This is a genomic window from Stetteria hydrogenophila (assembly GCF_054657575.1).
The window spans coordinates 680,666-706,489 of record NZ_BAAHYL010000002.1 but is presented as its reverse complement, the minus strand read 5'-3'; the positions used below and the strand labels follow the sequence as shown (position 1 = coordinate 706,489).

At 67.3% G+C, this 25,824-nt stretch carries 28 protein-coding genes and 1 tRNA gene; 18 read left to right on the top strand and 11 right to left on the bottom strand.

Translation table 11 applies throughout. The features are described 5' to 3' along the window. Positions 1-6 precede the first annotated feature (6 nt). From ACYQ3J_RS06985 to ACYQ3J_RS06970, 4 genes are all read left to right on the top strand, one after another. Positions 7-384: a DUF7980 family protein gene (locus ACYQ3J_RS06985; protein ID WP_460126165.1), complete on the top strand. Its 378-nt coding sequence runs from the start codon at positions 7-9 to the stop codon at positions 382-384. 580 nt (positions 385-964) lie between these two features. After that, positions 965-1,387 carry a HEPN domain-containing protein gene (locus tag ACYQ3J_RS06980; RefSeq protein WP_460126163.1) on the top strand — a complete coding sequence of 141 codons (423 nt, stop codon included), beginning with the start codon at positions 965-967 and terminating at the stop codon, positions 1,385-1,387. Then, complete coding sequence (locus tag ACYQ3J_RS06975; protein ID WP_460126161.1) at positions 1,368-1,727, top strand: nucleotidyltransferase domain-containing protein; 360 nt, start codon at positions 1,368-1,370, stop codon at positions 1,725-1,727. Before ACYQ3J_RS06980 ends, ACYQ3J_RS06975 begins: the two co-directional genes overlap by 20 nt. 358 nt (positions 1,728-2,085) lie before the next feature. Continuing rightward, positions 2,086-3,144, top strand: coding sequence for a DUF1152 domain-containing protein (locus tag ACYQ3J_RS06970; RefSeq protein WP_460126159.1), 1,059 nt, complete (start codon positions 2,086-2,088; stop codon positions 3,142-3,144). Here ACYQ3J_RS06970 and ACYQ3J_RS06965 read toward each other — a convergent pair. Further along, a complete protein-coding gene (locus ACYQ3J_RS06965) occupies positions 3,141-3,488 on the bottom strand; it encodes a hypothetical protein (RefSeq protein ID WP_460126157.1) in 348 nt (115 codons plus the stop codon). The two genes, ACYQ3J_RS06970 and ACYQ3J_RS06965, sit on opposite strands and share 4 nt — an antisense overlap. 168 nt (positions 3,489-3,656) lie before the next feature. Between ACYQ3J_RS06965 and ccr1 the strand changes: the two genes are divergently transcribed. After that, positions 3,657-3,860, top strand: a complete 204-nt coding sequence (ccr1, locus tag ACYQ3J_RS06960) for an aCcr1 family cell cycle regulator (protein ID WP_460126155.1) — start codon at positions 3,657-3,659, stop codon at positions 3,858-3,860. Between the two features lie 160 nt (positions 3,861-4,020). Here ccr1 and ACYQ3J_RS06955 read toward each other — a convergent pair whose 3' ends face one another. Both ACYQ3J_RS06955 and ACYQ3J_RS06950 read right to left on the bottom strand, forming a co-directional pair. Continuing rightward, a complete protein-coding gene (locus ACYQ3J_RS06955; protein ID WP_460126153.1) occupies positions 4,021-5,169 on the bottom strand; it encodes a saccharopine dehydrogenase family protein in 1,149 nt (382 codons plus the stop codon). A gap of 78 nt (positions 5,170-5,247) precedes the next feature. After that, positions 5,248-5,361: transfer RNA gene (locus ACYQ3J_RS06950), tRNA-Arg, on the bottom strand. Positions 5,362-5,556: 195 nt separating this feature from the next. Between ACYQ3J_RS06950 and ACYQ3J_RS06945 the strand changes: the two genes are divergently transcribed. The 4 genes from ACYQ3J_RS06945 (at position 5,557) to ACYQ3J_RS06930 (ending at position 9,734) form a co-directional block, all read left to right on the top strand. Next, positions 5,557-6,852, top strand: a complete 1,296-nt coding sequence (locus tag ACYQ3J_RS06945) for an ABC transporter substrate-binding protein (RefSeq protein WP_460126151.1) — start codon at positions 5,557-5,559, stop codon at positions 6,850-6,852. A gap of 160 nt (positions 6,853-7,012) precedes the next feature. Continuing rightward, a complete protein-coding gene (locus ACYQ3J_RS06940) occupies positions 7,013-7,819 on the top strand; it encodes a carbohydrate ABC transporter permease (protein WP_460126301.1) in 807 nt (268 codons plus the stop codon). 8 nt (positions 7,820-7,827) lie between these two features. Then, complete coding sequence (locus tag ACYQ3J_RS06935) at positions 7,828-8,643, top strand: carbohydrate ABC transporter permease (protein ID WP_460126299.1); 816 nt, start codon at positions 7,828-7,830, stop codon at positions 8,641-8,643. 17 nt (positions 8,644-8,660) lie between these two features. Further along, positions 8,661-9,734 carry an ABC transporter ATP-binding protein gene (locus ACYQ3J_RS06930; protein ID WP_460126149.1) on the top strand — a complete coding sequence of 358 codons (1,074 nt, stop codon included), beginning with the start codon at positions 8,661-8,663 and terminating at the stop codon, positions 9,732-9,734. Here the strand turns inward: ACYQ3J_RS06930 and ACYQ3J_RS06925 are convergent. The 3 genes from ACYQ3J_RS06925 to ACYQ3J_RS06915 all read right to left on the bottom strand — a co-directional run bounded on the left by ACYQ3J_RS06925 (position 9,731) and on the right by ACYQ3J_RS06915 (position 12,757). Beyond that, positions 9,731-10,120, bottom strand: a complete 390-nt coding sequence (locus ACYQ3J_RS06925) for a CBS domain-containing protein (RefSeq protein ID WP_460126147.1) — start codon at positions 10,118-10,120, stop codon at positions 9,731-9,733. The genes ACYQ3J_RS06930 and ACYQ3J_RS06925 overlap by 4 nt on opposite strands. Before the next feature lie 172 nt (positions 10,121-10,292). Then, on the bottom strand, positions 10,293-11,555 hold the full coding sequence (locus tag ACYQ3J_RS06920; RefSeq protein WP_460126145.1) for a fucose isomerase: 1,263 nt from the start codon (positions 11,553-11,555) through the stop codon (positions 10,293-10,295). An 83-nt stretch (positions 11,556-11,638) separates the two neighbouring features. Continuing rightward, a complete protein-coding gene (locus tag ACYQ3J_RS06915) occupies positions 11,639-12,757 on the bottom strand; it encodes an MBL fold metallo-hydrolase (RefSeq protein WP_460126143.1) in 1,119 nt (372 codons plus the stop codon). 203 nt (positions 12,758-12,960) lie between these two features. Between ACYQ3J_RS06915 and ACYQ3J_RS06910 the strand changes: the two genes are divergently transcribed. Both ACYQ3J_RS06910 and ACYQ3J_RS06905 read left to right on the top strand, forming a co-directional pair. Next, positions 12,961-14,382 (top strand): TldD/PmbA family protein, encoded by a 1,422-nt coding sequence (locus ACYQ3J_RS06910; protein ID WP_460126141.1) that lies wholly within the window; start codon positions 12,961-12,963, stop codon positions 14,380-14,382. Beyond that, complete coding sequence (locus ACYQ3J_RS06905) at positions 14,379-15,695, top strand: metallopeptidase TldD-related protein (RefSeq protein WP_460126138.1); 1,317 nt, start codon at positions 14,379-14,381, stop codon at positions 15,693-15,695. Before ACYQ3J_RS06910 ends, ACYQ3J_RS06905 begins: the two co-directional genes overlap by 4 nt. On the opposite strand, the gene ACYQ3J_RS06900 is transcribed toward ACYQ3J_RS06905, so the two are convergent. Continuing rightward, positions 15,679-16,554: an N-glycosylase/DNA lyase gene (locus ACYQ3J_RS06900; RefSeq protein WP_460126136.1), complete on the bottom strand. Its 876-nt coding sequence runs from the start codon at positions 16,552-16,554 to the stop codon at positions 15,679-15,681. The two genes, ACYQ3J_RS06905 and ACYQ3J_RS06900, sit on opposite strands and share 17 nt — an antisense overlap. A gap of 86 nt (positions 16,555-16,640) precedes the next feature. Between ACYQ3J_RS06900 and ACYQ3J_RS06895 the strand changes: the two genes are divergently transcribed. The 5 genes from ACYQ3J_RS06895 (at position 16,641) to ACYQ3J_RS06875 (ending at position 20,482) form a co-directional block, all read left to right on the top strand. Beyond that, entirely contained in the window at positions 16,641-16,925 is a 285-nt protein-coding gene (locus ACYQ3J_RS06895; RefSeq protein WP_460126134.1) for a hypothetical protein, read from the top strand. Then, on the top strand, positions 16,922-17,323 hold the full coding sequence (locus ACYQ3J_RS06890; RefSeq protein WP_460126132.1) for a hypothetical protein: 402 nt from the start codon (positions 16,922-16,924) through the stop codon (positions 17,321-17,323). Before ACYQ3J_RS06895 ends, ACYQ3J_RS06890 begins: the two co-directional genes overlap by 4 nt. A 4-nt stretch (positions 17,324-17,327) precedes the next feature. Then, positions 17,328-17,822 (top strand): hypothetical protein, encoded by a 495-nt coding sequence (locus tag ACYQ3J_RS06885; RefSeq protein ID WP_460126130.1) that lies wholly within the window; start codon positions 17,328-17,330, stop codon positions 17,820-17,822. A gap of 232 nt (positions 17,823-18,054) precedes the next feature. Further along, the gene (thyX, locus tag ACYQ3J_RS06880) at positions 18,055-19,023 is read left to right on the top strand and encodes an FAD-dependent thymidylate synthase (RefSeq protein WP_460126128.1); all 969 of its coding nucleotides are present in this window, start codon (positions 18,055-18,057) and stop codon (positions 19,021-19,023) included. Positions 19,024-19,069: 46 nt separating this feature from the next. Continuing rightward, complete coding sequence (locus ACYQ3J_RS06875) at positions 19,070-20,482, top strand: ribonuclease FAU-1 family protein (RefSeq protein ID WP_460126126.1); 1,413 nt, start codon at positions 19,070-19,072, stop codon at positions 20,480-20,482. Here the strand turns inward: ACYQ3J_RS06875 and nadC are convergent. Together nadC and nadA are read right to left on the bottom strand one after the other, a co-directional pair. Next, positions 20,406-21,329 carry a carboxylating nicotinate-nucleotide diphosphorylase gene (nadC, locus tag ACYQ3J_RS06870; protein ID WP_460126124.1) on the bottom strand — a complete coding sequence of 308 codons (924 nt, stop codon included), beginning with the start codon at positions 21,327-21,329 and terminating at the stop codon, positions 20,406-20,408. The two genes, ACYQ3J_RS06875 and nadC, sit on opposite strands and share 77 nt — an antisense overlap. Before the next feature lie 4 nt (positions 21,330-21,333). Continuing rightward, a complete protein-coding gene (gene nadA / locus ACYQ3J_RS06865; protein WP_460126122.1) occupies positions 21,334-22,263 on the bottom strand; it encodes a quinolinate synthase NadA in 930 nt (309 codons plus the stop codon). 145 nt (positions 22,264-22,408) lie between these two features. On the opposite strand from nadA, the gene ACYQ3J_RS06860 reads away from it, so the two are divergent. Further along, a complete protein-coding gene (locus tag ACYQ3J_RS06860; protein ID WP_460126120.1) occupies positions 22,409-22,816 on the top strand; it encodes a helix-turn-helix domain-containing protein in 408 nt (135 codons plus the stop codon). A 118-nt stretch (positions 22,817-22,934) separates the two neighbouring features. Then, the gene (locus tag ACYQ3J_RS06855) at positions 22,935-23,828 is read left to right on the top strand and encodes a metallophosphoesterase (RefSeq protein WP_460126118.1); all 894 of its coding nucleotides are present in this window, start codon (positions 22,935-22,937) and stop codon (positions 23,826-23,828) included. A 116-nt stretch (positions 23,829-23,944) separates the two neighbouring features. Here ACYQ3J_RS06855 and cas6 read toward each other — a convergent pair whose 3' ends face one another. Together cas6 and ACYQ3J_RS06845 are read right to left on the bottom strand one after the other, a co-directional pair. Continuing rightward, positions 23,945-24,868: a CRISPR system precrRNA processing endoribonuclease RAMP protein Cas6 gene (cas6, locus tag ACYQ3J_RS06850; protein WP_460126116.1), complete on the bottom strand. Its 924-nt coding sequence runs from the start codon at positions 24,866-24,868 to the stop codon at positions 23,945-23,947. Positions 24,869-24,883: 15 nt separating this feature from the next. Then, positions 24,884-25,819, bottom strand: a complete 936-nt coding sequence (locus ACYQ3J_RS06845) for an HD domain-containing protein (protein WP_460126114.1) — start codon at positions 25,817-25,819, stop codon at positions 24,884-24,886. Between the last annotated feature and the right edge of the window lie 5 nt (positions 25,820-25,824).

The window sequence follows — 25,824 nt, the reverse complement described above, 5'->3', positions numbered from 1 at the left end:
TGAGTCATGGCTAGGTCGGCGGCGTCGAGGCCCGGCCGCGGCGGGTTGAGGCTCGCGGTTAGAGGCGCCTCCGCGGTGATAGCCTTCATCGGGTACATACTGAGCCCGCTGAGCTGGTGGAACGACGCCGTGGTTAACATCCCCATCAGCCTAGCCATTGCGGGCGCCCTCCACGCCCTCACAGGCCTCGACATGAGGATAGGCTTCGCTGCCGCCTACTGGTTCACCAACGTAGCAGGCCTCGTGATGGTAGCCCTCGGGGGGAGCGTGGCCTACGAGGGGAGGCTCACGAGGAGATCGATCATCGTCAGCCTCGCAACCGGCACCGCCTACACCATCGCAGTCGTGGGCCTCCTAGACCTACTCGGCCTCGGCGTGGATTAAAGGAGCCCAGTCAACGCCTTCCATCCCTAAGCCCTGCGGCGGCGTGTACTCCTAGACGCCTCAGGTTCACACGCGAGCCCCCACCGCAGGGCGGGGCCTTGGGAGTGCAGGCTCGCAACCCTCCCCATCGCCCTCCCGCCCCCGGAGAGGTAGGAGACGCTCCTCAAGCACTCCCTAGCGCGCTCGACGGCCCTCCTGACCTTGCCCAGGGTTGGCCTCCTCCACGGGGCGCCTCCGACGGGTATGTAGGCGTCTATCCTATAGGGGGTAGTCTCTCGTCAACGCTCGCTACGAGCACCTGCCATCTTCTCAATCTCATAGGCTCTAAGAGTGTCAAGACCATTTGCCAGGAGAACGTAGTAGGTACCGGGATCCCTGCGTAACGCCCTCCAAGCCCAGGGAGCATGAGGTCCTCCAAGCTGAGGAAGCGCGAGGCGTGCCCCAACCCGCTGCATGGCCCTCCAAGTGCGGACTTTATGGAGGGCCTCCCCACGTATGCACCAGTATGGCTGAATTGTTGAAATAATTAAGTGGTTGTATTGTATAATGCAATCTCGCTCGACAGGTATTACGGTGTGGAGTGGTGAGTGGAGAGTATTATAGACTCTTGTGGCATCGTGCTAGGCGATTCCTTATCCGGGCCAAGCGGGATCTCGACGAAGGTGACTATGATGGAGCATGCTTTAACTCCGAGCAAGCCGTGCAGCTCGCTGTGAAGGCTCTCCTGTACAAGTATTTCGGTGAAACCCCCAGGATTCATGGATCCAAAACGTTACTGGCTAGGCTGAGGAACCTCTTCATGGATGCTGGGAGGGATGATGTGGCCGTACTCATAGGTAGGTTCGTCTCGGATTATAGGGATTACCTTGACATACTTGAGGAGAGCTATACTATGGCTAGGTACGGCATGCTCACATATGGCGAGAAACAGGGGAGGCTATGCGTGGAGACCGCTGAAAAAGCTCTGGAGGTGCTGATGGAGGTTGAGAGGAGGATGGGCTAGGCACGCCCTTGAAAGGTACAGCATTCTGAAGAACTGGAGGAGGCACGTGGGCTTCATCACCGAGGCATGCAAGGATGTATTGGGCAATGAATGCCTCCACGTCTACGTTGTAGGCGGAGTAGCTGAGGGCCGAATAACCGTCCTTAGCGATATAGACGTAGTTATAACCGTGAATGATCCGGGCCTGAAAAGCATCGACACAGTATTGAGCGTGAAGAGGAGGGCTAGAGAGCTAGGCCTAGAAGACGATGTACCGATAGATCTTAAAATCTTGGAGGAGAAAGAGTTCCAAGAACTAGTAAAGAGAGGCGTTTACAGGAGAGTAGTGAAGCTCAAATAGGCCCTCTCCATCATTTTACGCCCTAACACCCCTCCCCTCGCTAAGGCAAGGCGGCCCAGCCAGCGTGGCGCCGGAGTACCCTCAAGCAACGGCGGTGGAGGGGGGCTACCTGGCGCCCCAGGCGCCGGCTCCCCGTTGGGCGGACGCTGGGCCGCAGCGGGGTCGCCGCAGCAGCGGCCCCGGGGCTCGTGGCAGGCTTGTCCTGGAGGCCCGTGGGGGCGTGCTAGTCTTCCGGTTGAGCGGGAAGACTGTTTTATTGCGGGGCTTACCGGTTAACCCTCCACGTGCCTGTGGAGGCCGGCTTTAAGCCCCTCCCGGGGGGCCCGTCTCGCGTAGCCGTTGTATGGGGCGGGCTGGGTTGGGTAGGCCTCGCAGCCTTGAGGAGATCGCCTCGACCTACAGGCGGGTGCTCGTCTTCGGCGCCGGGGGCGGCGGCGACGCGGCGGGCGCGGTCCACTTGTACCTCAAGCTGAGGAGGCTCGGCGCCGAGCCCCTGCTGGGGAGCATTGTGTGGGAGAGGTTCGTGGTCGACCCCGCGCCGGGGCCGGTGAGGCTGGAGGAGCTCGTCAACGCCGAGCCCATCGGGTGGAGCGCGGCGCTAGTCACGGGCGACACGTTCGCCCTGAGGCTTGGGAGGGAGGTTAAGCCGCAGCTCGCCAGGGTGGCCGGGGTCCTCGGGGTTAAAGCGCTCGCGATCGACGTGGGCAAGGGGGCTGTGGGCGTCGCCGAGGCCCTCAGGTCGGCCTCGGAGGCGCTGGGCGTCGAGGCGGCGATAGCGGTGGACGTGGGCGGCGACTCGCTAGCCCGGGGGTGCGAGGAGACGCTTTGGAGCCCGCTCGCGGACGCGGTGAGCCTCTCAGGCCTAGCCTCCAGCGGGATCCCAGGCTTCCTAGCCATCCATGCCCCCGGCGCCGACGGGGAGCTCCCGAGGGACCTGGTCCTCGCGAGGATAGCGGAGGCAGCGGCTAGGGGCGGCTTGATAGGCGTCTACGGCCTCAACCGGGAGGAAGTGGAGGTCCTGGACAGGGTCATGGAGCACGTCTACAGCGAGGCGAGCAGGATCCCCTACCTAGCCTTCAAGGGGGAGTACGGGGTCAGGACGATCAGGGGCGGCACGCGCAGGGTCACAGTGGACCCCTCAATGGCAGCCACGTACCTCCTCGACGCCGGGGTAGCCGTGGACCTCACGCCACTCCCCCGGCTAGTCGAGGGCACGAGGAGCATAGCACAGGCGCGGGAGGCCCTCAACAGGGCCTGCATCTACACAGAGCTAGACCTGGAGCTAGACGTTAACAGGCTACTCGAAACCGGCCAGGCCGAGTCCCGCGAGTCCATAGACCTAGTCGAGCTGCGCCGCCGGGGCGCCGAGAGGCTCCGCAGGCACGGCTGCCAGCCGCCCCCAGGCTGCGGGGGCTAACCCTCGCTCTCCCCGACCACGGCCGCGCCGCCGCGGGCCCTCGCCTCAATCATGTCCTCAATCATCTCCATCCTCTCAAGAACGTACTGGAAGAGCTCCTCGAGCTCCCTCTGCTTACCCCTGAGCCTCACAATCTCAGCCTTAACCCTCCTCTCCAGCTCGTCAACCCTCCGTGCAAGCTCGCCGAAAGCCTCCTCGCTAGAAGACCCCCTCCCGCAAGCGCCCTCAAGCGCCTCCTTAATGTAGATCCTGATGAGGTCGGTGACCTGAATACCAAGCTCACCCGCCCTTCTCTTCAGCTCCCTATACACAGAGTCGGGCAGGGAGACGTGAACAGTCGGCACGGCTACAGCCACCCCACGCGCCAGTACACTCCCAAAAAGAGAAAGACTAAAGGCACCCTATTAAATCTTCCGCCCCTAATCCCAAGATTCGAGACAACCCCTACATGAGGAAGACTGAAATCCGCACACCACAAGTCTTTTACGCACAAGCCCAGCCATGAACCCCCTATGGAGGCTCACGACGAGGTGAATGCAATGAAAGTCGTAAGCTTCAAAGTGGAAGATGATCTATTCGAGATGCTCGAGAGAATAGCCAGGAGCAGAGGGGTAACAAAGAGCGAGTTGATTAGGAGAGCTGTGAGGAAGTACATACTCGAGAACGGGGAGGAGCGGAGGATCATCGCCACCAGGAAGATCAAGATATACCTCTAACCACGCCATCCTACCTCTGCATCCGCGGAGACACCATTTAAGGACACCATTCAAGGACGCCATCTAATTCCATCCTAGTTCCAATTCTATCTTTAATGATGCAACTCTAGACTGGGGACTGGGCTCTCCTCTCCTAGGGCTCCGCGTGGGCCTGAGCGTTTCAGCGGCGGGTTTGCGTTTGCCACTGTTGCCGGGTGAATTTGGGTGGCTCTGTAAGCTTCTCTACCTTGACGCCCCGGGCGGCTAGGTGTTGGAGGATCCTCCCGGCCGCTTTCTCGTCCTGGGCTAGCTGCTCGGGGGCCACTACTCCCGGCCCCTCCACCCTGCCGTGGGCGAGGAGGTCCGTGACCGCCGCCTGGAACGCCGCGGTCGCTATGGACATCGCCGACCAGGGGCCCGTGTGCCTCGCCACCGCTTTGAGGCCCGCCCAGCCCTCCCCCCAGGCCTCGGCTATGAGTATGACTATGTCGCCGCGGCTTGGGAGCCTTGAGGCTAGGAGCTTCGCCAGGAGCTTCCTCGGGGAGACGGAGGCGCCCTCGACTATGGCTGGCGCGTCGTCCAGGAGGCCTATCATCTTGAGCTCCCTTATCACCCTGCTGTGGCCAGGCCAGCGGAGGGTGTACTCCGCCAGCTCCTCGAGGCCCGAGAGGTTCCTGAGCATCGTCCTCAGGCCATCGGTTGGTATCGCCTCCATCAAGCCAACCCCGGGCACGTTGACCAGGGCCACGTGCTCCAGGGGGTCCACGGCCTCCAGCCTCCCGTTCCTCACGAGCCTCGCCTTCCTGAGGTACTCCTCCAGCAGGTCCTCGGTGTTCCACGCCGCGGAGAGGCCGAGGGGCACGCTGGGGTCCTCGCTCACCCCGCCGACCAGGATCCTCGCCCCCCTAGCGTTGACCGCGCGCACCAGCATGCCGGCGAGCATGTTCGAGAGCCCGGGCGCCACGCCGGCGTCCACCACGACCGTGGCCCCCACCCGCCTGGCGAGGGGGTCCACAGCCTCGTAGGGGTCCACGGGCGAGAAGCTGACATCAACCGCGTCCACGCCGAGCCTGACCAGGCCCAGGAGGGCCCTGTGCCCCACGCCCCCCGGCAGGGCTACCGCTGCGAGGTCCACCCCCCTGAGGGCGACCCTCAACCCGTCGGGGGCGGTGGCGTCCGCCACCTCAACCCTGATGCCCAGGAGCCTCTCAGCCCTGTCAGCCGCGTGCGAGCTCGCGTCGACCCCTATAACCTCGTGGCCCAGGCTCTTGAGCTCCCACGCGAGCCTGAGGCCTATCCTCCCGAGGCCCAGGACGGCTATGCTAGCCAACCCTCAGAGCCGCCCGGTAAACGTGGACTGGGCCCCGGGCGGGTTTAACGATAACGGTTATCCTTCCGGCGAGGAGGGTGGCGGGCCCGGGGGGATTTGAACCCCCGACCACCGGCTCGCCCCCCAGCCGGGGCGAGCCGAGCCCCGCATGGTTAGGAGGCCGGCGCTCTGTCCTGGCTGAGCTACGGGCCCTCAGCCTCAGCCGGTTAGCTCAAGGGTCCGGGCCCGGCTCTATAAACCTTCCGCCCCACGCCGCCGGGCCTCCAAGTCGTCCCCGGCAACCCGCGGGGGCTCATCGCCCGATGCAATCAAAAACGGTTTTATAGGGCAAAATAACTTTAATTAATTTTATATTGACTGATGCGACGTCTGGGGGTGCTTGCAGGGATGGCTTCGAGGACTATGGTCATAGCGGGCGTCCTGCTAGTCGTGGTCCTGGTGGCCGGGATCCTGCTCTACGTGGGCGGGCGCCCGGCGACGCTTGTGTGGGCTTCAACCCAGCTTAACCCACCGGAGGAGCAGGCGTTCGTCAAGCAGGAGCTGCTGCCTGGCTTCACGCAGGAGACGGGGATTAACGTCGAGTTCGTCGCCATCTCGTACAGCGACTTGGCGACGAGGCTCGAGGCCGAGATGGAGGCCGGTAAAGTCACTATTGACTTGATCGGCGACCTCCACGGCGGCTTGGACCTCTTCGCCTCCAAGGGGTGGCTGGAGGACCTAAGCAAGTTCGGCTCCCTCGAGGGCCGCACGTTCCCGGAGACGCTTGAGAGGTACTCCCACCTCCACGGGATCAAGGCCTACGTCCCCTGGATGACCGCCACCTACGTCATGGTGGTCAACAAGGAGGCCTTCAAGTACCTCCCGGAGGGGCTGACGGAGCAGGACGTGATCCAGGGCAGCGATAAGTGGACCTACGACGCCCTCCTCGAGTGGGCGAGGAACCTCTACGAGGCCACGGGCAGCCCCAAGCTCGGCTTCCCCGCTGGCCCCCACGGGCTGTTCGTCAGGTTCCTCCACGGCTACCTCTACCCCGCCTTCACCGGGGCGCAGGTGAAGAAGTTCGACAGCCCCGAGGCCGTTGAGATGTGGAGCTACCTCAAGGAGCTCTGGAGGTACGTGAACCCCGCCAGCACCACGTGGGACGCCATGGCCGACCCGCTCCTGAGGGGCGAGGTGTGGATAGCCTGGGACCACACCGCCAGAATCAAGGATGCGATAGTGCAGAAGCCCGACCAGTTCGTCGTGGTGCCCGTGCCTAAGGGTCCGAAGGGCAGGGCCTTCATACTCGTAGTCGCCGGCCTCGCCATCCCGAAGAACGCCCCCCACCAGGAGGAGGCGTGGAAGCTGATAGAGTACCTCACCAGGCCCGAGGTGCAGGCGAAGCTGCTCGAGAAGGTGGGCTTCTTCCCCACCGTCAAGGAGGCCGAGGGCGCGGTGCCCAGCGGCCCCCTCAGGGTGCTCGTCAGCGGAGTCTCCAAGCAGGTCAGCGCACCCGACGCCCTAGTGGCCATGATACCCAGCCTCGGCGCTAAGGGAGGCGACTTCAAGCAGGTCTACCTCACCGCGTTCGAGCAGATAGTGCTGAACGGCAAGGACCCACGGGAGGTGCTGCCTGGGCTCGCTCAGCAGCTGCAGAGCCTCTTCCAGGAGACCGGGGCGCCCCTGCCGCCCCCCGACGCCTGACGCCGGGGCGGGTGGAGCGCAGCCGCGGCGCCCCAAGCCCTCCTTAACCTCGTCTTTTTAGCGTCTCCGGGATGGCGCTTGGAGCCCGGGGGAATGGTCTTTGGGTAAGGGTGGGGAGAGGCTTCTGCCCTACATCCTCATAGCGCCCTCCCTGGCGTACATGGCGTTCTTCGTGGGCTACCCGCTGGTGGAGGGCGTGAGGCTCGCCTTCACCGGCGAGGGGGGCGGCTTCACGCTGGAGTGGGTGGACTACCTGCTCCACAGCGTCCACTCCAAGTTCTGGGACGCCCTCAAGTACACGGTGCTCCTCGCGGGGGTAGTGATACCCATAGAGGTCGCCCTGGCGATAGGCCTGGCCCTCCTGCTCTCCAGGAGGTTTAGGGGGAGGGACGCCGCTATCTACATCATAGTCCTCCCGCTCGCCATCAGCGACCTCGCGGCGGGGCTCATCTGGTACGTGATGCTCGCGGAGGGGGGCTTCCTCAACAGGCTCCTCCTCAGCCTGGGTGTGATCAGCGAGCCCGTGGTGTTCTTCGGGAGGGAGTACCTGTGGAGGGAGTTCACCGCCATAGTCCTGGCGGAGGTGTGGAGGTCGACCGCGATAGTATTCGTCATACTCTTCGCCGGCCTCCAGCTCGTGAGCGGCGAGCTGCTCGAGGCCGCCGAGGTGTTCGGGGCATCCGCCCTGCAGAAGCTCAGGTACATCATACTCCCCCTCCTCAAGCCGAGCCTCGAGACGGCGCTCATCATCAGGACGCTCTTCGCCTTCCAGGTGTTCGCCGACGTCTGGGTGCTCGCCGGCCGCGACATACCCGTGCTAGCCGGGGAGGCCTACTACGAGCAGGCGATACTCCACCACACCGGGGCCGCTGCGCTTTACGCCCTCGTGATAGCCGCGATCTCCGTGGCGCTGGGAGTGGTCTACGTCAGGAGCCTCAGGGCGGGTCACCTGGAGGTGGCTGCCTAGTGCCCGGCCTGAGCCCGGAGGCTAGGGAGGCCCTCGCCGGGATCCTCAAAGCCGCCGGCGTCGCGCTGGCGGTCTCGTGGGTGCTCCTCCCCCTCGCGCTCTCCATGCTCTACGCGTTCGCGGATCCCGGCGAGTACTACAGCGAGGGCAAGGTGGTCCCCACGAGGTTCACGCTGGAGCAGCTGAGGAGGTTCATGGCCCTCGGCGCGGGGGAGGCGACGGTGAACAGCGTCGTCGTGGCGCTGGCGACGGTTGCATTGAGCTTCGCCATAGGCCTCCCCGCCGGGTACGCCATCGCGAGGTACGCCTTCCCGGGGAGGGACGCAGTCAAGCTCCTCCTAGTGGGTATGAGGATGTTCCCCGTGATAGCGATAGGCGTCCCCCTCGCGGTGCTCTACCTCAGGATCGGGCTGAACGACACCCTACTCGGCGTCGCCCTCGCCCACACCTCAATGGCCCTCCCCTTCGTGGTGCTGATAACGTCAAGCATATTCGCCGGGATCCCCAGGGAGGTGGAGGAGGCTGGCCTCGTCTTCGGCCTCACGAGGGCGGGCGTGGTGCTCCACATAACGATGCCCATAGCCCTCCCCGGCCTCACTGCGGCGGCGATGTTCGCATTCCTCCTAAGCTGGAACGAGGTCTTCGTGGCCTCGGTGCTGACGCTCACCAACAGGACCCTCCCAGCCTTCGTCCTGGCGCAGGTCGCCGCCGCGACCGACCTGATCAAGATGGCGGCGGTCGCCGTGATGCTCGTGCCAGCATTCATATTCGTCTTCGCCGCCCGGAGGTACCTGGTGACCATGTGGGGTATAACCCTGAAGTGACGCGGGGTGTCTCGGCGGTGGTAGAGGTCAGGCTTGAGAGCGTCTACAAGACGTTCGGGAGGACGGCCGCGGTGAACGGGGTCACCCTAACGTTCAGGGACGGCGAGTTCACCGTCATACTCGGCCCCAGCGGCTGCGGGAAGACGACGACGCTCAGGATAATCGCCGGCCTCGAGAAGCCGGACAGGGGCCGGGTCCTCTTCGGCGGGAGGGACGTGACACACCTACCCCCCAGGAAGAGGAACGTATCCATGGTGTTCCAGAGCTACGCCCTATGGCCCCACATGAAGGTCCGCGACAACATCGCCTTCCCCCTGAGGATCAGGAAGGTGCCGGAGAGCGAGGTGGCGAGGCGCGTCAAGTGGGCTGCGGAGCTGCTCGGGATAGAGGAGCTCCTCGACCGGTACCCGAGCCAGCTCAGCGGGGGGCAGAGGCAGAGGGTGGCGGTGGCGAGGGCGATAGTGGTGGAGCCCGACGTGATGCTCATGGACGAGCCGCTCAGCAACCTTGACGCAGTGCTCAGGGTTAGGATGAGGAGCGAGCTGAAGAAGTTGCAGAGGAGGCTGGGCGTCACCACGATCTACGTGACCCACGACCAGGTCGAGGCGATGACGATGGGGGACAGGGTGGCGGTGATGAACGAGGGGAGGATAATGCAGGTGGGCACCCCGGAGGAGGTCTACGAGCGCCCCGCCAACACGTTCGTGGCGACGTTCGTCGGCTCGCCCCAGATGAACCTGGTGAAGGCTGTCGTGCGCCGCGCCGGCGGGGAGCTAGTGCTGGACGCGGGGGACTTCAAGCTCCCCGCCCCGCCCAGCCTCAAGGCGGGGGAGGGGGCCGAGGTGCTCGTCGGCATCAGGCCGGAGCACTTCACCCTCCAACCCGGCGGGGGGCCCGCTGTGGAGGGAGTCATAGACTTCGTCGAGAGGCTGGGGTCGGACACTATACTCCACGTCAACACGGGGAGCCACGTCGTCACAGTCAAGATACCCGGAGGGATCCCGGCCAGCGCCGGGGAGAAGGTGACCATCTACCCCAGACTCGACAAGGTCAGGGTCTACGACGCATCCACGGGCGAGCTAGTAAGCTAGGGCCAGGCGCCACTGGCGAGGATCGCCCTCAGCACGTCCTTGTCGCTCAGCAGCCCCACAAGCCTCCCAGTATTATCCACGACCGGCAGGTGCCTGAAGCCCCCCTCAACCATCTTGGATGCGGCGAGGGGGAGCGGGTCCTCGGGCCTCACAACCGCGGGGTTCCTAGTCATGTAGTCCCCGATCCTCCCCTCAAGGTCGCCCCCGGTAGCCACGAGCCTGACGAGGTCCCTCTCGGTGAATATCCCCTCAAGCCTGCCGTCGGGCCCCACGATGAGGACGCTCCCAACGCCCCTCTCATACATGGCCTTCACGGCGTCGATGACCCTCGTGTCCGGCGAGACCGTGAGGAGGCCCTCCCTCCTCATGAAGTCGTTAACCCTCAAACCCGGGAGACCCCACCTGTGACTATGCCGTGGGGCGCAATTTATCCACTATGCAGCGGCGCCGCGGGATCCCCGCCCCTGAAGAGGTCCCCGCGGCTACTCCATTCCAGCGAGCCGGGCGCAGCCAAGGAGCCGGGGGCGCCCCCGGCTGGGGCGGGGGGAGGCAGCGTCTCTAGTTTCTAAAGTCTACCCTCCAGCCCAGCCACCAGGCCATGTGCTTCAGCGCCTCGGTTAACCCCTCGCTCCAGGGGATGAAGACGTGGTGGTTCCCCGTCGCGTTCTCGATGAACTCCTCCGGCTTCAGGGCCCCGGTGTCCACGACGAGCTGGGTCCTGCAGTAGCCCGGCTCCAGCATGCCTGAGCGGACGACTGTGCCCCTGTAGACCGTTAACCCGTTGATGTCCCTGTCGACCCTGACGAAGAGCACTGCGCCGGCTTTGTACTCGCACGCCACCGCGTACCCCCTGCCCGACTCGAAGTGCGGCATTAGGAAGCAGTTCCTCCCCAGGCTGGGCGCTATCGTGCAGTGGGCGAACCTCAGGCGGCCGTCGCTGGTCACGCCGCTCGGGTTCGCCACCCACCCGGGGTGGCCGGTTAGGGCGAGGCTCGCGTGGAGCGGGATGAGGCTGTAGTAGTCGTTCTCGCAGGCGGTGGGCACGCCCTCCGCGTTCAGCATTGCAACAGCCAGGCACGGCGTGACCTTGTACTTGAGGATTAGGGGGAAGCAGTCGATCACCACGGCGTTCGCCTTATGGGTCGACGTGAGCCTCCGCAGGGCGTAGTATACGCGCAGGACCTTGTCGAGGTGCTCCTCTTCAACCCCTGAGAGGTCGATGTACCGGCCCACGGCGTCCCTCAGCTCCCTCAGCTCGCCGGCCCCGGCCTCCTCGGCCACCCTCCACAGCTCCTCGTAGCCGACGTGGATGATCTCCGCCCCGAACTTGTCGGCGAAGAGCTTCCCCTCAGCGCTGACGTCGGGCTGGTCGTTGACCTCAACTATTCTCAGGTGCTGCAAGCCGTACCCGGCGGCTACGCCCTTGTAGAGGAGCGTGAACTTCTCCAGCAAGTCGTCCCTGTCCCTGAAGTAGAGCAGTTTAACCTTCACGCCGGCCTCCGCGAGCCTGCTCCTCAGCGAGAGGGCGGAGGCTAGGCTGTTGTGCTTGCTATGGGCCAGTATGACCACCGGCCTCCGGGCAGCGCTCGTGAGGACCCTGTAGGCGAGCTTGCTCGTCCCGCCGGTGAGCAGGTAGGCGAGGACCAAGTCGTACCCGCCAGCGTCGATCGCCGAGGGCTCGGTGACTATGCTGGGGTGAACCTCTAATCCCTTGAACCCGGAGAGGGCTTCAACCGTCCCCCGGAACAGGGCCTTGTAGTAGGACTCGCCGTGCAGCCTGCTCGCGAAGCCCACGAGGAGCATGCGCATAAAGCAAGCCACCCCTACTCCCAGCTTCGCCTCCCACACATGCCCCTGGCCGGGGTATTAATGGCGCGATTAGCGCCGGGCCGCCCCCCGGGGATTCACTCCCGGCCCCGCGCCTGCCCGGCTATCCTGTCTATCAGGGGCTCCTCGCCGACTGCCTCGGCCGCCGTGACTACCGCCACCTTGCTTGCCTTGGCGTGCTCCAGGACTTTCTCGACGCGCTTCCTCCAGTTGGCCTCCCTGAGTAGGTGGTGGTCGTAGATCACTACTCTGGGCCTCGAGTCGATTATCCTGATCATGTTGTCTATCGCCCTGTTGAGGTTCACCCTGTTGAACATGTATGGGTAGAGGTAGGTGGGCGGCCCGTCCACTACCACTATATCCGGGGATAGGTCGTGTATGTGGTACGCGTAGTCCTCGATGATGGGGCCCATCAAGTCGCTCGTGTAGAATATCCTGTAGCCCCTGCTCTCGATGTACACGGGCGTCACCCACCCGGCCCTGTCGTACTCCACGCCGTGGAACCACGGCGGGTAGATCTCGACGAGGGCTCCCCCCACTCGCAGCCTCCGCCCGTCGCCGGTGAGTATAGCGGTGCCGTCGGGTAGGAGTATCTCGTCCCGTACCCAGGGGCCCCGCCTCCACCGGCGGGTTAGCCGGCGGAACCACTCCCTGCCCCTGGCCAGCAGCTCCCTCCTCCTCCCCGCGTAGTCCCCGTAGTCCCTCTCGTGGGCGTGCCTGAGGCTCTCGACGGGGTCGGGGAACTCCTCCTGCCGGGGCTCCGCCTGGAAGTCGGCGAGCCGGAGGTTGTGGGCGGCGAGTATCTCCTCCAGGAAGAGCCTGGCCCTCCTCCACTGGCTCATGTTGATGTACTTGTTCGGGTCCTTGACGTAGAGCTTCTTGCCCGCGTATATGTTCTCGCCCCCCAGGTCCCCGTCGCTCGGGAGGATGTGGTGGTCGTAGTGGTAGTGGGTGATGATAACCGTGGAGCACCTCCTGGCGGCTGATCTTATCCTCTGGACCGCCCTCCTCCTCAGGGCGGCCTTCTCGCGCGGGGGCAGCGGGTAGCTAGGCTGCATGGCCGCCGCTCCGGGATCTATGAGGACGCACTCGCCCCCACCGGCATCCACTGCTATGCAGGACGACTTAGCCCCCATGCTGTCGAACCAGACTAACTCCAACCCGGCGTCCCGCAGGACCTCCCTCAACGCATTCAACACGGCTCCACCGCGGCTTGAACGCCGCCGCGAGCCCGGGCGGGTCGCTGAAGGGGAATGCTCTCCATCCCCCGGCAGCCGCTGGGGTCTGTTGACCGTCGTGCGCTCATCCCCACCGGGTAGGGGATCCCTGGCCTGCTTGAGGGGCTTAATTTTAACCCGGGGCCGGGGCCGCTTATGGCTTCGGTGGGTGGCTGCGCTCCTTGAGCTTGGGCCCTGACGAGCTGTCGAGGCTTGTCGAGAGGATGGCGTCCGCCGGGGCGGGCTACGCTGAGGCTAGGCTCCACTCCATCGAGGGCTTCAGCGTCGTGCTGATGGATGGGAGGGTTGTGAGCGTCGGCAGGGAGTCGGTTGAGGGCGTCGCGCTGAGGGCGCTCGTGGGCGGCGGCCTGGGCTTCGCCTCCTCCCCCCTCTCCGCCGGGTGGGAGGGGGCGGTGGAAGCAGCTAGCAGGGCGGTCGCCTCCGCCAGGGCAGCCTCGGCGTCCCCCGACGGGACTGCGATGGCGCCGGCTAGGCTGGGGAGGGCGAGGGTCGAGGTCGCCGAGAGGATCCCCCTCGACTCCCTCAGCATCGAGGATAAGATATCGAGGCTCGTCGAGGCCTACAAGTCCCTCGAGGCGCCCGGGGGGCTCGAGCTGCAGAGCGTCGTGATCCACTACTCGGAGAGCGTCGAGAGGAAGGTGCTCGTAACGAGCGACGGGGCCCTCGTCGAGTCCCGCACGCCGAGGGTGGAGGTCTTCTACAACATAACCGCGAAGGGCGGGGGTAGGAGGGCGAACAGGTGGTTCCAGATCGGCGGCACGGGCGGCTTCGAGGTGCTGGATGACGCCGGGCTCGAGGAGGCGATGAGGGGCGACGTGGAGAGCCTGGCGGTCAACCTCCTGAAGGCTTCGCCGCCCCCGCGGGGCGTGATGGACGTCGTCCTCTCCCCCGAGCTCGCCGGGATCATAGCCCACGAGGCCGCCGGGCACCCGAGCGAGGCCGACAGGGTCCTCGGGAGGGAGGCCGCCCAGGCCGGGCTGAGCTTCAGGAGCTGGATGAGGGAGGGCGTGATTGGGAGCGAGTACGCCACCGTGATCGACGACCCCACCATCCCGGGGAGCTTCGGCTTCTACCTCTACGACGACGAGGGGGTGCCGGCTAGGCCTAGGAGGCTCTACGACAGGGGGAGGCTGGCGGAGCTGCTCCACAACAGGGAGACCGCCGCGGTTTACGGGGTGGAGAGCAACGCCGCCGCCAGGGCGGCGGACTACAAGAGCGAGCCGATCGTGAGGATGGCGAACACCTACATAGCCCCCGGCGACTACTCGTTCGAGGAGCTCGTGGAGGACGTGAAGGACGGGGTCTACATCAGGAAGTACATGGAGTGGAACATAGACGACGTCAGGTGGGGCCAGCGCTACGTGGGCCTCGAGGCCTACAGGATCAGGGGCGGGAGGCTCGCGGAGCCGGTGAGGGACGTGGTGCTTGAGGCCACGACGGCCGAGATATTCTCGAGCATAGACGCGGCTGGGAGGGACCTCGAGTTCTACGCCGGCACCTGCGGGAAGGGGGAGCCCGCCCAGGGCGTCCCCGTCTGGATGGGCGGCCCGCACATCAGGCTCAGGGGGGTGAGGCTCGCGTGACGATTGAGAGCCTGCTCGACTCCGCGGCGAGGGCCCTCGAGGGGGCGGTTGACGAGTACGCCCTCCTCGCGGTCGACGGCTACGAGTTGATGGTGAAGTTCTACCAGAGGGGGGTGAGCGTAGTCCAGTCGTGGAGGCACCTGGAGCTAGGCGTCTACGCCGCCGTCGACGGGAGGGTTGGCGTGTTCTGGCTAGACTCCGGGGATCCCGCCAGGGCGGCTAGGGAGGCCGTGGAGGCGTTGAGGAGGAGCGAGAGGAGCCCGCTCTACGCGCCCCTCCCCGGGCCGAGCGGCGAGCCCCTGTCGAGCGTCGACCCCAAGCTCAGGGAGGCCGCGGTAACGGGCGACGCCTCCTTCATCATCGAGGACCTCGGCCTCCGCGAGGCCCGGGGGAGGGCCGCGGGGATGGCGAGGGTGGACTACGCCAGGGTGAGGCTCGCCACCAGCGCGGGCGCCGACCTCGGCTACGAGTACACCGGCTTCGACGGCTACGCCAGGTTCATCGAGGGCCGGGAGGCGAGCGGGCAGTGGAGCTGGACCTCGACCCGCTACGACATTGACGCTGCCAGGGAGGCGCTGGAGAGGGCCAGGGAGCTGGCGGTGGAGTGCTCGAGGCTGCCGAGGGAGAGGCTCGAGCCGGGGGAGTACAGGGTCCTCCTCTCCCCCATGGTCGCCGGCAACCTCGCCGGGGAGGTCGCCGAGGCCGCGAGCGCGGGGGCGGTGCTCCTCGGCTTCAGCTTCCTCCAGGCCGCGAAGCCGGGGGACGAGGTGGCCTCCGAGGCCTTCACCCTCCTCGACAGGCCCAGGGACACGGGGCTCCCCGCGTTCAGGGGCTTCGACGACGAGGGGGTCGCGACGAGGGATAAGGCCGTCATAGAAAAGGGGGTGCTGAGGGGCTTCCTCCACAACACTAAGACCGCGAGGCTCATGGGGGCGGAGTCGACGGGGAACGCTGGCTGGATAATCCCCAAGCCCTTCAACCTGGAGGTGGCCCCCGGCGACCTCGGGGAGGACGAGCTCCTCGAGGCCCTCGGGGACGGGGTCTACCTTACCAACAACTGGTACACGCGCTTCCACAACCACGCCGAGGGCACGTTCTCAACAGTCTCCAGGGACGCCGCGTTCATAGTGAGGAGGGGGGAGCCGGTAGCCTGCACCGCCAGGGTGAGGATAGCGGACTCCATGCCCAGGATCCTCCGCTCGGTAGAGGCCGCCGGGAGGAGGCAGTGGAGCATCCAGTGGTGGGAGGTCGAGCACCCGACGAGGACCCCCTTCATCCTGCTCTCGAGGGCGAGGCTCACCAGCGCCGGGTAGCCCTCCGGGGCCGGCAACTCCTCACCGTCAGCTCGGCCGCGAGCCTCGCCGCCTCCCTGGGGGCGCCGGCGCGGGTGAGGAGCGCCTCGATCTCCCCCGCAGGGTCCGGGGCGTCCCTAGCTGCCGCCCCGGCCAGCCAGGCCAGGGTGTCGAGGTGTATCTCCGGGATCCCGGAGACGTGGGCGGCTATCGACCACGCCTCCTGGGCCGGCTCGGGCCTCGAGACGATCTCCCTGTAGCTGCCGGCGTCTACCATGGCCGAGGAGTATGTTAGGCAGGCCACCCTCACGTCGACGGGCATTGGGATCCTTATAGGCGAGGGATCCCTCGCCCCCGGGGGGCGCGTGGCGTAGTACGCCATCTTAACCGCGAAGACTATAGTCTTCGCCGTCGGCTTCTGCCCCAGCGCCCTGGCGACCGCCCCGACCAGGTCCCCGTAGACGGCTGCGAGCCTCCCGGGGTCCCTGAGGAGGGCTGAGAGGATCCCCCCCGCAGCCGCGGCCGCCCTCTCCACCCTCCTAACCTTGGCCTCCAGCTGCACCCGGGCCCCGGGGCAGGAGCGGAGGAAGCCCTTGACAGCCTCCACCGCGCCGCCCACGCTCTCCACCCGCCCTGCGCCGGCGAGGTGGCGGGCGAAGCAAGCCCAGTACTCCTCCCCCCTCATCGCGAGCCTGTAGGTTGAGAGGGCGGTGAGGAACGCAGCGACGAGCGCCGGCCCCTCCCCGAGCGCCTCAGCCACCGCCCTCACGGCCGCGTACTGGGGGTCAAGCTCCTCCAGCCGGAGCACCGGGGCGGCTCCGACGAGCCTGAGTGCGTCGCCGACCGCCTCCGCCCTCCGCCTGTTGAGCGTTACCGCCACCCACTGGCACCGTCCCACGCGCGGGCCCGGGCGGCGGGTTTAACTAGGCCAGGCCCCCAAGCGCCGCCCCGTGGAGGCGCTTGGTGATGGCGCCCGGCAGGTCCGCCGTGGCCGTCGGCTACCTCATGGTATTCACCGGCCTAGCCCTGGTCCTCACGGTGTTCAAGTACAGCATAGACGCCTACAGGGAGTACACGGTCAGCCTCCCCGCCGGCGCCCAGGGCCTCGAGGCCGTGCTCTCCGGGGGAGCCGAGGTCCTCCTCGACCTCCTCGTGAGGGTCGCGTTCCTCGGCCTGGCGCTCGCCGCCGGCTCGGTGGTCCTGGCCCGCGGCGTCGACCTCCTCAAGAGCCGGGAGGAGGATGGGGCTTGAGGGGCCTGCCCTGGACCGGGGCTGTGGCGGCGCTCGTGGGCGCCGCAGCCCTAGCCATCGCCTCGGCGCCGCTCGCGGCCTTCCTAATCCAGTACTACCAGGGCGGCCTCTCGGCCTCGGTCGGGGAGGAGGGGGGCAGGCTGGTGGTTGTCATCTACTACAACATAACCGTTCCACTCAAGGACTTCAAGGCGGAGCTCGAGGCCCTCGCGCCGGGCGGTGAGGCGGTTGCCTCGGCATCAGCCGAGGCGCCCCTCCTCGAGGCGGGGGACAGGGTGGTGCTCTCCCTCGACGAGTCCAGCCTAGCCGGCGCGGGGGAGCTGAGGCTCACCATAGCCGGCTCGATCGCAGGCCTCTACGGGTTCAACGCCTCGATACTCGCCCCGATAGGGGGGTGAAGGGTTGCCGGCCGGCGGGAGGCTGGTCGCGAGGATCCTCCGCTCCACCGCCTCCGGCGTGGCGAGGGGGCTAGCCTACTACGTCCTCGTAGTCCACGTCGCCCCCGCTCTGGCTGGGCTCCTCTACTCCGCCGCAGCCACGCCCCTAACCCCCCTCCAGGCGGGCCGGGCGCCCGCCGCGGCGCCGCTATCCGGCAGGGAGATACTGGCGGCCGGCTTCATCTTCCTAGGCCTCGCGACCGCAGCCTCGGCGCTGGAGGACACCATCGCCGCCCCCCTCCTCAGGGCGCTCTCCGCCCTCCTCGGCTTCGCCTACACCCTCGCAATCCTCTGGGGCGGCACCCTCCACGCCCGGGCCGAGGCGGGGGGTGCAGTGTTCACCGTGACACTAGACCTCAAGCCGCTCGCCATCACCTACTTCACGTTCGTCACGGTACCCTCAGCCGTGCTCCCAATGGTCTCCCACCTGGTCAGGAAGGCCCACGAGGGCGAGGCGTGAAGGGCTCGGTGAAGGGCGTGGACCCCATCGCCCCCGCCAGCCCCGGTGGGGGCTTGAGCCCTGGATGGCTCCTCCTCACAGCCCCGGTCAACGCCTAGCCCTCGGCTCTAATAGCGCTTCAACGGCGGCGGGTGCAAGGTTCTCCTAGTATTACCATACCACCTTGCTTATCGTGCCCGCCCCAGGCTAGCCTCGCCAGTAGCGGGCCCGGTCGGGCGTGGTGTGTGCTGCATTGGACAGGATCAGGGTCTCCCTGATTGAGTACACTCGAGGCGGGGAGGAGCTGGTCGCCGGAGCGGCGAGGCTCACCCTCTCAAGGAAGCCGGTTGAGGCCCTCTTCTCCATGGGTAAAGGCGAGGTGGAGGAGTGGATCAGGGAGCTCATAAGGCGGGGGCACGGCTCCCCGCTGGAGCATTCCTCGTATACATTCCTAGTTGAAGGTTGCAGTCGTGTGTGCAGCCACCAGCTCGTCAGGCACAGGCTGGCTAGCTACAGCCAGCAGAGCATGAGGTACAGCGAGGGCTACCTCCGCGACGCCGCGTTGAAGGCGTCGCAGCAACTAGGCCTCGCCTGCCCCGAGAGGCCCGGCAGGGGCCCCGAGGCCCGCGTCGCCTACGAGTGCTACTCCAGGGCGCTCGCGGGGGCGGCTGAGGCCGCCGGGAGAGGAGAGGAGTGGGCGGTCGAGGCGGCTAGGCTCGCCTTCGTCTTCCCCCCAGGGATCCCCAGCCTGGAGGCCTACGCCGCCAGCCTCCTCCGCTCCGCCTCGGAGTACTACTCGCTCCTCGCCAGGGGGGCGAGGAGGGAGGACGCCAGGTACCTCATCCCCTCGGCGGTGAGGACGAGGATAGTAGCCACGATGAACGCTAGGGAGCTCCTGGAGAGCTTCCTCCCCCTCAGGATGTGTGTGAGGGCGCAATGGGAGATCAGGAGGGTCGCCTGGCTCCTCTGGCGGGAGCTCGCCAGGGTGCACCCGGCGATCTTCAAGTACGCCGGCCCCAGGTGCGTGTACATGGAGAACAGGGCCAGGGGATCCCCGGCGCCCCTAGAGGACTACCTGGAGGGGAGGGCGGAGTTCACGATACCCTACTGCCCCGAGCAGGTGCCCCGCAAGGCGATCCCCGCCTGCCTCAGGGCGGCTAGGGACACGGCTGAGCTGCGGGCGGGGGCCCGGGCTGGGATCCCTCGGAGCCAGAGCCATTAAGTTGGGGGCCTGCCTGAGCCGACTGGGGGCCTTAGGGTGTGGATGGGTGCCGGGGTACGGGGTCAGGGTTAGGGGGGTCTACGCCACCGCCCTCGCCGTCCTCTTCAGGGAGAGGGGGTTTGAGCTGGCGGATGTGAGCGATGTTCTCAAGTCGAGGCTTGGCATCGAGGGCTCGGGGAGGGCGCCGGAGGTCACCGTTAAGAGCCTCGACGACAGCCCGGACGAGGTCCTGGTCCTCGGCTACCCCTGGGAGGCGGGTGTCGAGGCTGAGAGGGCCATCCTCGAGGCAGTCGGCTACGCCTCCGTGGTGAGGGGGAGGCTGGGCCTCTACACGGTCGTCGACGCCGTGAGCCTTGGCGGCTGCAGGCTCAGGCTCCCCGGGGGCGTGGAGGGTAGGCTCGACGCGAGGGAGTGTCCCCCGGAGGGCGTGGTGGTCAGGGGGACCGTGGTTAGGGAGGCGGTCGAGCCCGGCGGGGAGGTGGTGGTCAGGGGCGACGTGAGGCTCGTGGGCCCTCACGTCGTGGTCTCAGCGCCGGGGAGGGGGGTGAGCTTCAGCGAGCACCTGAGGCGGGAGGAGGAGAGGGCCCCCCTCCTCGCCGCTATACTCGGCAGGGTCGACGTGAACGAGGTGCACGTGCACTTCAGGAGCGCGGCGAGGCTCGCCGACCCCGAGGCGGTCGCCGTGGAGGCCCTGGAGCTGGCGAGGAGGGCGGTGCAGCTCCACAGGGAGGGCCCCGGCGGCGGCGAGGCAATCGTCACGCGGGGGGAGTACGTGAGCATCATCTACCTCCCGCGCCCGGCGAAGGAGGAGCTCGACAGGCTCAGGGCGAGCGTGAGCCCAACGGTTGAGGGCCACCACTCCCTCAAGGCCGGGGGGAGGGAGGAGAGCATGATGGTCGACGTCCTCGAGGAGGCCCTGGCCGGCGGGGCGTGCACGCCGAGGGCTGGGAGGGTGCTGGAGGCGAGCCTCGCCAGGCGCCTCCAGGGGAGGAGGGTGATGGTGGACCACAGGCGCCCCGACCGCTCCGTCACCCGCCTCGGCCCCTTCACCGTCTCAAGGGTGGAGGCCTCCGGTGGGAGGGTTGAGGTGGTGCTTGAGAGGGTCTTCACCGCCCCCGGCGTGCTGGACGGGCTGGGGGTGGAGAAGAAGCCTGGGGACAGGGCGGTGACGAGGCTCTCCACCGACTCCTGGATAGTGCTCCACGAGTACGTCTCCAGCGACGGGAGGCCGCTGGGTTTCTACGCTAACGTCAACACGCCGCCCGAGGTCTCCTCCAGGGGCTTCAGGTACCTGGACCTCTACGTGGACGTGGTGAAGAGGCCGGGCGAGCCCCCGAGGATTGTCGACGCGGAGGAGCTGGAGGAGGCGAGGAGTAGGGGGCTCATAACTGAGGGGCTCTACGAGAGGGCCCTCCGGGAGGCTGAGAGGGCCGCCGGGATCCTTGAGGGGCTCCCCTGACCTCCACCACCTCCAGCGACAGGTCCACCGGCCTAGCCTTGAGGGTTATGCTGCTCGTGCTTATCACGTCCGGGCCTAGGGCGGCGTACTCCGCGATATTCTCCGGGGTCACTCCGCCGCTCACCTCCACCGTGACCCTCTCCCTGAGGCCCCTCCTCTCGAGCTCCCTCAGCGCCTCCGCCACCTCGCCGGGGGTCATGTTGTCGAGCATTACCACGTCCGCCCCGGCCTCGGCTGCCTCGACGGCCTCCTCCACGCTCCTCGCCTCCGCCTCCACGAGCTTGATGAAGCTCACTCTCTCCCTCGCCCTCCTCACCGCCTCCGCCACGCCCCCGGCTATGGCTGCGTGGTTGTCCTTCACTATCACCGCGTCGCTGAGGCTGAACCGGTGCGTGTCACCCCCACCCGCCTCGACGGCCTTCTTCACCAGCCCCCTGAGGCCGGGGGGCGCCTTCCTCGTCGCTGCGACCTTCACCCTCGGGTTCACCCTCCTCACCTCCTCTACGAGCCTCCTCGTGGCGGTCGCTACTCCCGAGAGTATGCTGAGGAGGTCGACGAGCGTCCTCTCCAGGAGGAGCACCGTCCTGGCGTCCCCCTCGAGCTCGAGCACCGCCTCCCTCGGCTTGAATTCCTCCCCGCTCTGCTTCAGGGGCCTCGCCTCCAAGCCGAGGAGCCTGAGGGCCTCGGCTACGTCCTCGGTGCAAGCCGCCACCCCGGGCTCCTTAGCCTTCACCACAGCCCTGACCGCGACGCCCCGGGGCACCACGGCCTCGCTCGTCAAGTCCCCGTGGGGGGCGTCCTCCTCGAGCCACTCGAGCAGCTTCGAGGCGAGCAGGGCGGGGTGCAAGGCTCTACACCATCGCGAGCGAGGCCTCGATGGTCTCCCTAACCCTCCCGGCGACGCGGGGGTCGAGCCTCACCGCGGGCTTTAGGGACTCGAGCGCCCTGGCGATGTGGAGGAGTGTGACCTTCTTCATGTCTATGCAGACCGCCCTCGGCGTGACGGGGTAGACCCTCTTCCCCGGGTAGAGCCTCCTAGCCCTGTAGGCCAGGCCCTCCTCCGTGGCGAGGATGAACTCGTCCCCGCCCAGCTCCCCGATAGCCCTGAGCATCTGGCTCGTGCTCCCCACGTAGTCCGCGTGTCTCCTCGCCTCGGGGGGCGCCTCGGGGTGGATGAGGAGCTTCGCCCGCGGGTGCTCCTCCCTAGCCTTGAGCACGTAGTACTCGCCGACCAGGTGCTCGTGGACGGGGCACCTGCCCCACGGCGGGACCGGGATCACGGTCTTCCCCGTCCTCTCCGCGACGAAGGAGGCTAGGTTCCTGTCGGGGCCGAAGAGGACGACCTCGTCCTCCAGCCTCGCGACGAGCGTGGGGGCGGAGGCGCTCGTCACGATGTAGTCAGCGTAGTACTTCGCCTCGATGTTGGAGTTCACGTACACCACGAGCGGGACGCCGGGGTGCTCCTCCCTCGCCCTCCTGATGGCGTCTATGGTGAGGTAGTCGGCTAGGGGGCAGCCGGCCTCGGGGTTGGGGGCGAGCACGACCTTGTCCGGGTTCAGCACCGCCGCGACCTCGGCCATGAAGCGGACGCCCGCGAGCACTATGACGTCCGCGTCGACCTCCATAGCCTTGCGCGCTAGCTCGAGGCTGTCCCCGACGAAGTCCGCGGCGTCCTGGACCTCCGGCAGCTGGTAGTTGTGGGCCAGGATCACCGCCCTCCTACGCCTCTTCAGCTCCCCGATCCTCTCCAGCAGCCGCCGGGTGAAGCCAGCGCCAGCCAAACCCACGCGCCCCCAGGCCGCCCCCTGAGGGGCCGGCTCGGGCCTTAACCCCCCGGGGGCGGCCGCCCCTCCGGGGCGGGGTTGTTCCACCTCTATTTAATCCCCGAGGGAGGGATCCCTGAAGACTGGAGGGGTGCCTGGCGCGTTGCCCTACCCCGAGTGGAAGGTGAGGTACTGCAGGGAGCGCGTTGGGGGAGAGGAGGGCGCCAGGAGGCTGAGGGAGATGTACAAGTCCGGGGCGCCGGTGAGGGAGATCATGGCGGCGTTCAACCTCAAGAGCCCCGAGTGCATCTACGCCCTCCTCGGCGAGGAGGCTAGGAGGAGGAGGTACAGGGGCAGGAGGAGGGTGACGAGGGAGGTGGAGGAGGAGATAGTCAAGCTCCGCCTCCAGGGCCTGAGCATGACGGCGATAGCCGAGAGGGTCGGGGTCGGCCTGGGCACGGTGCACAGGGTGCTCAAGAGGCACGGGCTCGCCGGGCGCCGGGCCAAAGCCAGCCCCCGCGGCGGGGGCGGCGAGGGCTCCACAGGCCCCACGGGCGGGCGGGCCGGCTAGCCGCGGGCCCGGCGGCGCCTGAAGCGCAGGGCGCTAGTCAGCCCCGCCGGGGGCGCCGTTCACGGTTAAACCCTCCACCGCTCCAACGCCCGGGGGTCGCGGGGGGTGCGGTTTCCGGGTGGCTGACCTCCAGGGGTTCAGGGAGACGCTTGAGGCTGCGGCTGGCGTGCTCCGCAGGCACTGGCCGGTTGCCCGCATTGACGCTGGCAGGGTCCTCGTGGTGGGGGACACGCACGGCTACGTCGAGGTGACCCGGTGGGCCCTCAGCCTCGCCCGGGGCCTCGGCGTTGACTGGGTGATCTTCCTGGGCGACCTGGTGGATAGGGGGCCTCGTGGGGTGGAGAACCTGGAGGAGGCGGCGGGGGCGGTGGCTTCGGGGGAGCCCCCGGTGCTGGTGCTCAGGGGTAACCACGAGGACCTGGGGATGAACGTGCTCTACGGGTTCAAGTGGGAGCTCCTCGGCAAGCTGGGCCCCGAGGCGGAGGGTGTGGTGAAGGAGTTCTACGAGAGCCTCCCCCTCGCAGCCGTGGCGGGCCCGGTGTTCCTGGTCCACGGGGGGATCCCCTGCAGGCTCTGCACCGGCAACCCCGAGCCGCCCTACAAGGTCGAGGAGATCGAGGCTGAGGCCTCGAGGGACCCCCAGGGCCCCGCCGCCTTCCAGCTCCGCTGGAACGACCCCCACGGCAGGCTCCTCTGGTTCCACCCAAACCCGAGGGGCCCCGGGGTGTACTATTACGGCAGGAGGGCCTGGCGCTCCTTCCTCCAGGCCAACGGGCTCAGGCTGATAGTCAGGGGGCACGAGGTCGTTGACGGGGTGCACCTCTGGACGCCGGACGGCTTCCAGGACACCATCGAGGGGGTCAGGGAGCTCAGGCGCCTCGAGGCCTCCGTGGTGACGGTCTTCTCAAGCCTGTACCACGGCGGGAGGGCCGCCGTCCTCCTGCTAGACCTCGAGAGGGGGTTCGCAGAGCCCTACCACTACCCCTACCCCTCGCGGGAGCCGGGGCACTAGCGCCCCCGCGAGCCCAGCCGGCGGCACCGCCTCGCGCCCCGGAGGGGTTGAGGCCCTGTGAGGGCTGGCCGGGATCCTCCTGGGGCTGGGGTGTGCCGCCGCGCGTGCGGCCGGGGCTAGCGTGGCTTCTGCACCTCGACCTCGCCGAAGCCTATGGCCCTGCTCTTCCCGAGGCCTAGCCTCTGGGCTAGCGCTAGGGTCTTGTCGAGTATGGGCGCCAGCCTGTCGCTGAGGGGTTTGAGTATGACGTAGCCGACGGGGCCCCTGGCCTTCCTGAGCCCCCCGTCGCCGGCCCTGCCGTAGATGGCGGTGACGGGCTTGAGCTTGTAGTCCACCTCGGCGACGAGGACGTCTGAGAGCCTCCCCACGGCGTAGGGTATCCACGACTCCGCCTTCAGGTCCCTCTCCCCCCGGGCGAGGGCGAGCCAGAGCCTCACCGCGGCCGCTGCGATGTAGGACGGGGTGGGGAGGAGCCTGTAGGCCTGCCCCACCTTCACCAGGCTGCTGTCCACCAGCACGGGGGGAGTCATGAGCTTGGTGTCGAGGAGGAGCGGGGTGTGGATGACGAGCTTGAACTCCTCCCCCGCCCTCACCCCAGCCGTGAGCCCCTCCACGGTCTCGAGTTTAACCTCCTCCACCTCGAAGGAGAGCCCGTCGAGCGGCGCGGGGAGCCTGCCGCTGCACCCCCCCGCGTCCCCGACCACCGCGAACGGGTCCCCCCTCACGATCGCAGAGACCACGCCGCGCAGCGTAGACCCGGCCCTCACCCTCAGCGGCCCCCGCCCAGCCGAGTCCACGGTCTGGTAGAGCCTCCTCCACCCGAGCCTGAGCGCCGTGAGCCTCACCGGCCTCTGCGTGGGCCTCGACGCGTAGAGACCCCTCAACGCCTCCATGCACGGGCTCGCGTGGAGGAGCGTCTTCAAAACCCTCCCAGTGAAGGGCGGGAGCACCACGTCCCTCAGAGCCGTGAACCTCACACTCACGCTCACAACGAAGCCGCCGACGCCCTCGAGGAGCGTGTGGAAGAAAGGCCTAGCCAACCCCCCAGCACCCCTTCACGGCGGCATGCCTAGGCTGGCGAGGGCCTGCTCGAGGGCCTTGAGAGGCTCCGGGCCGCCTGCGGCCCCCCGCTTGGCGAGGTCCTCAACCCTCCGCACTGCCCCAGGGTCTAGCTCAGCCCTCCACAGCTCCACGTAGGCCGGCCCGGCCGCCTCGTCCGTGGCCCCCGCCTCCTCACCCGCCCTCCTCTCCGCGGAAGCCACGAGCGTGTCCGCGACTACCACCGCGCCCGTTGCTATCGAGGCGTACACCATCCACCTCCCCGCCGGGATCCCCTCGGGGGTGCTCGGGGTCTCCCTGGTAATGTTCTGGCGGCCTGCCAGCATCCATAGTTTCTCCTTGAGTAAATGCATCACCCAGCCTTTACCCTGGGCAGCGGCTCTATCGGAGAGGTCATACAGAGCCCCAGCCACTGCATCCCTGACCCACCCGGGTAGCGGGGGCAACGCCTTGAGGGCGCACTCGGGGCTCTCCAGCAGCTCCGCCAGGGCGCCCGCAGCCCTCCCGGTAGGCCCGGGGAGATTGGCCGCGTCAACCGGGTGCCTGTCCTTCATCGCAGAGTGGTGCCTGGCCACCGCCCAGGCTGCTAGCTCGAGGAGCACCGCCTCCCCCCGCATCCCCTTCGACTCGAGCCATTCGGCGGCGCGCTGGAGGAGCACAGCGCCCGCGAGCTCGTGGCCGTAGTAGCTCTGCTTGCCCCGGTAGAGGGGGGAGGCCTTGCCGACGTCGTGGAGTGCACCGGCGAGCACGGCGGAAGCGAGCAGCGCCCCGGGGATCCCGGCGGCGCGGTTGAGGGGGGCCGCCAGGCTCCGCTCCCCGAGCGCTCCGAGCCTGTCCCTGAAGAGTATGTAAACCGCCGCCCCGACCGAGGCGTTGTGTAGCCTGAGCTCCACCCTCGGGGAGTGGAATGCCAGCTCGTTGCAGGCACCCACCTCTA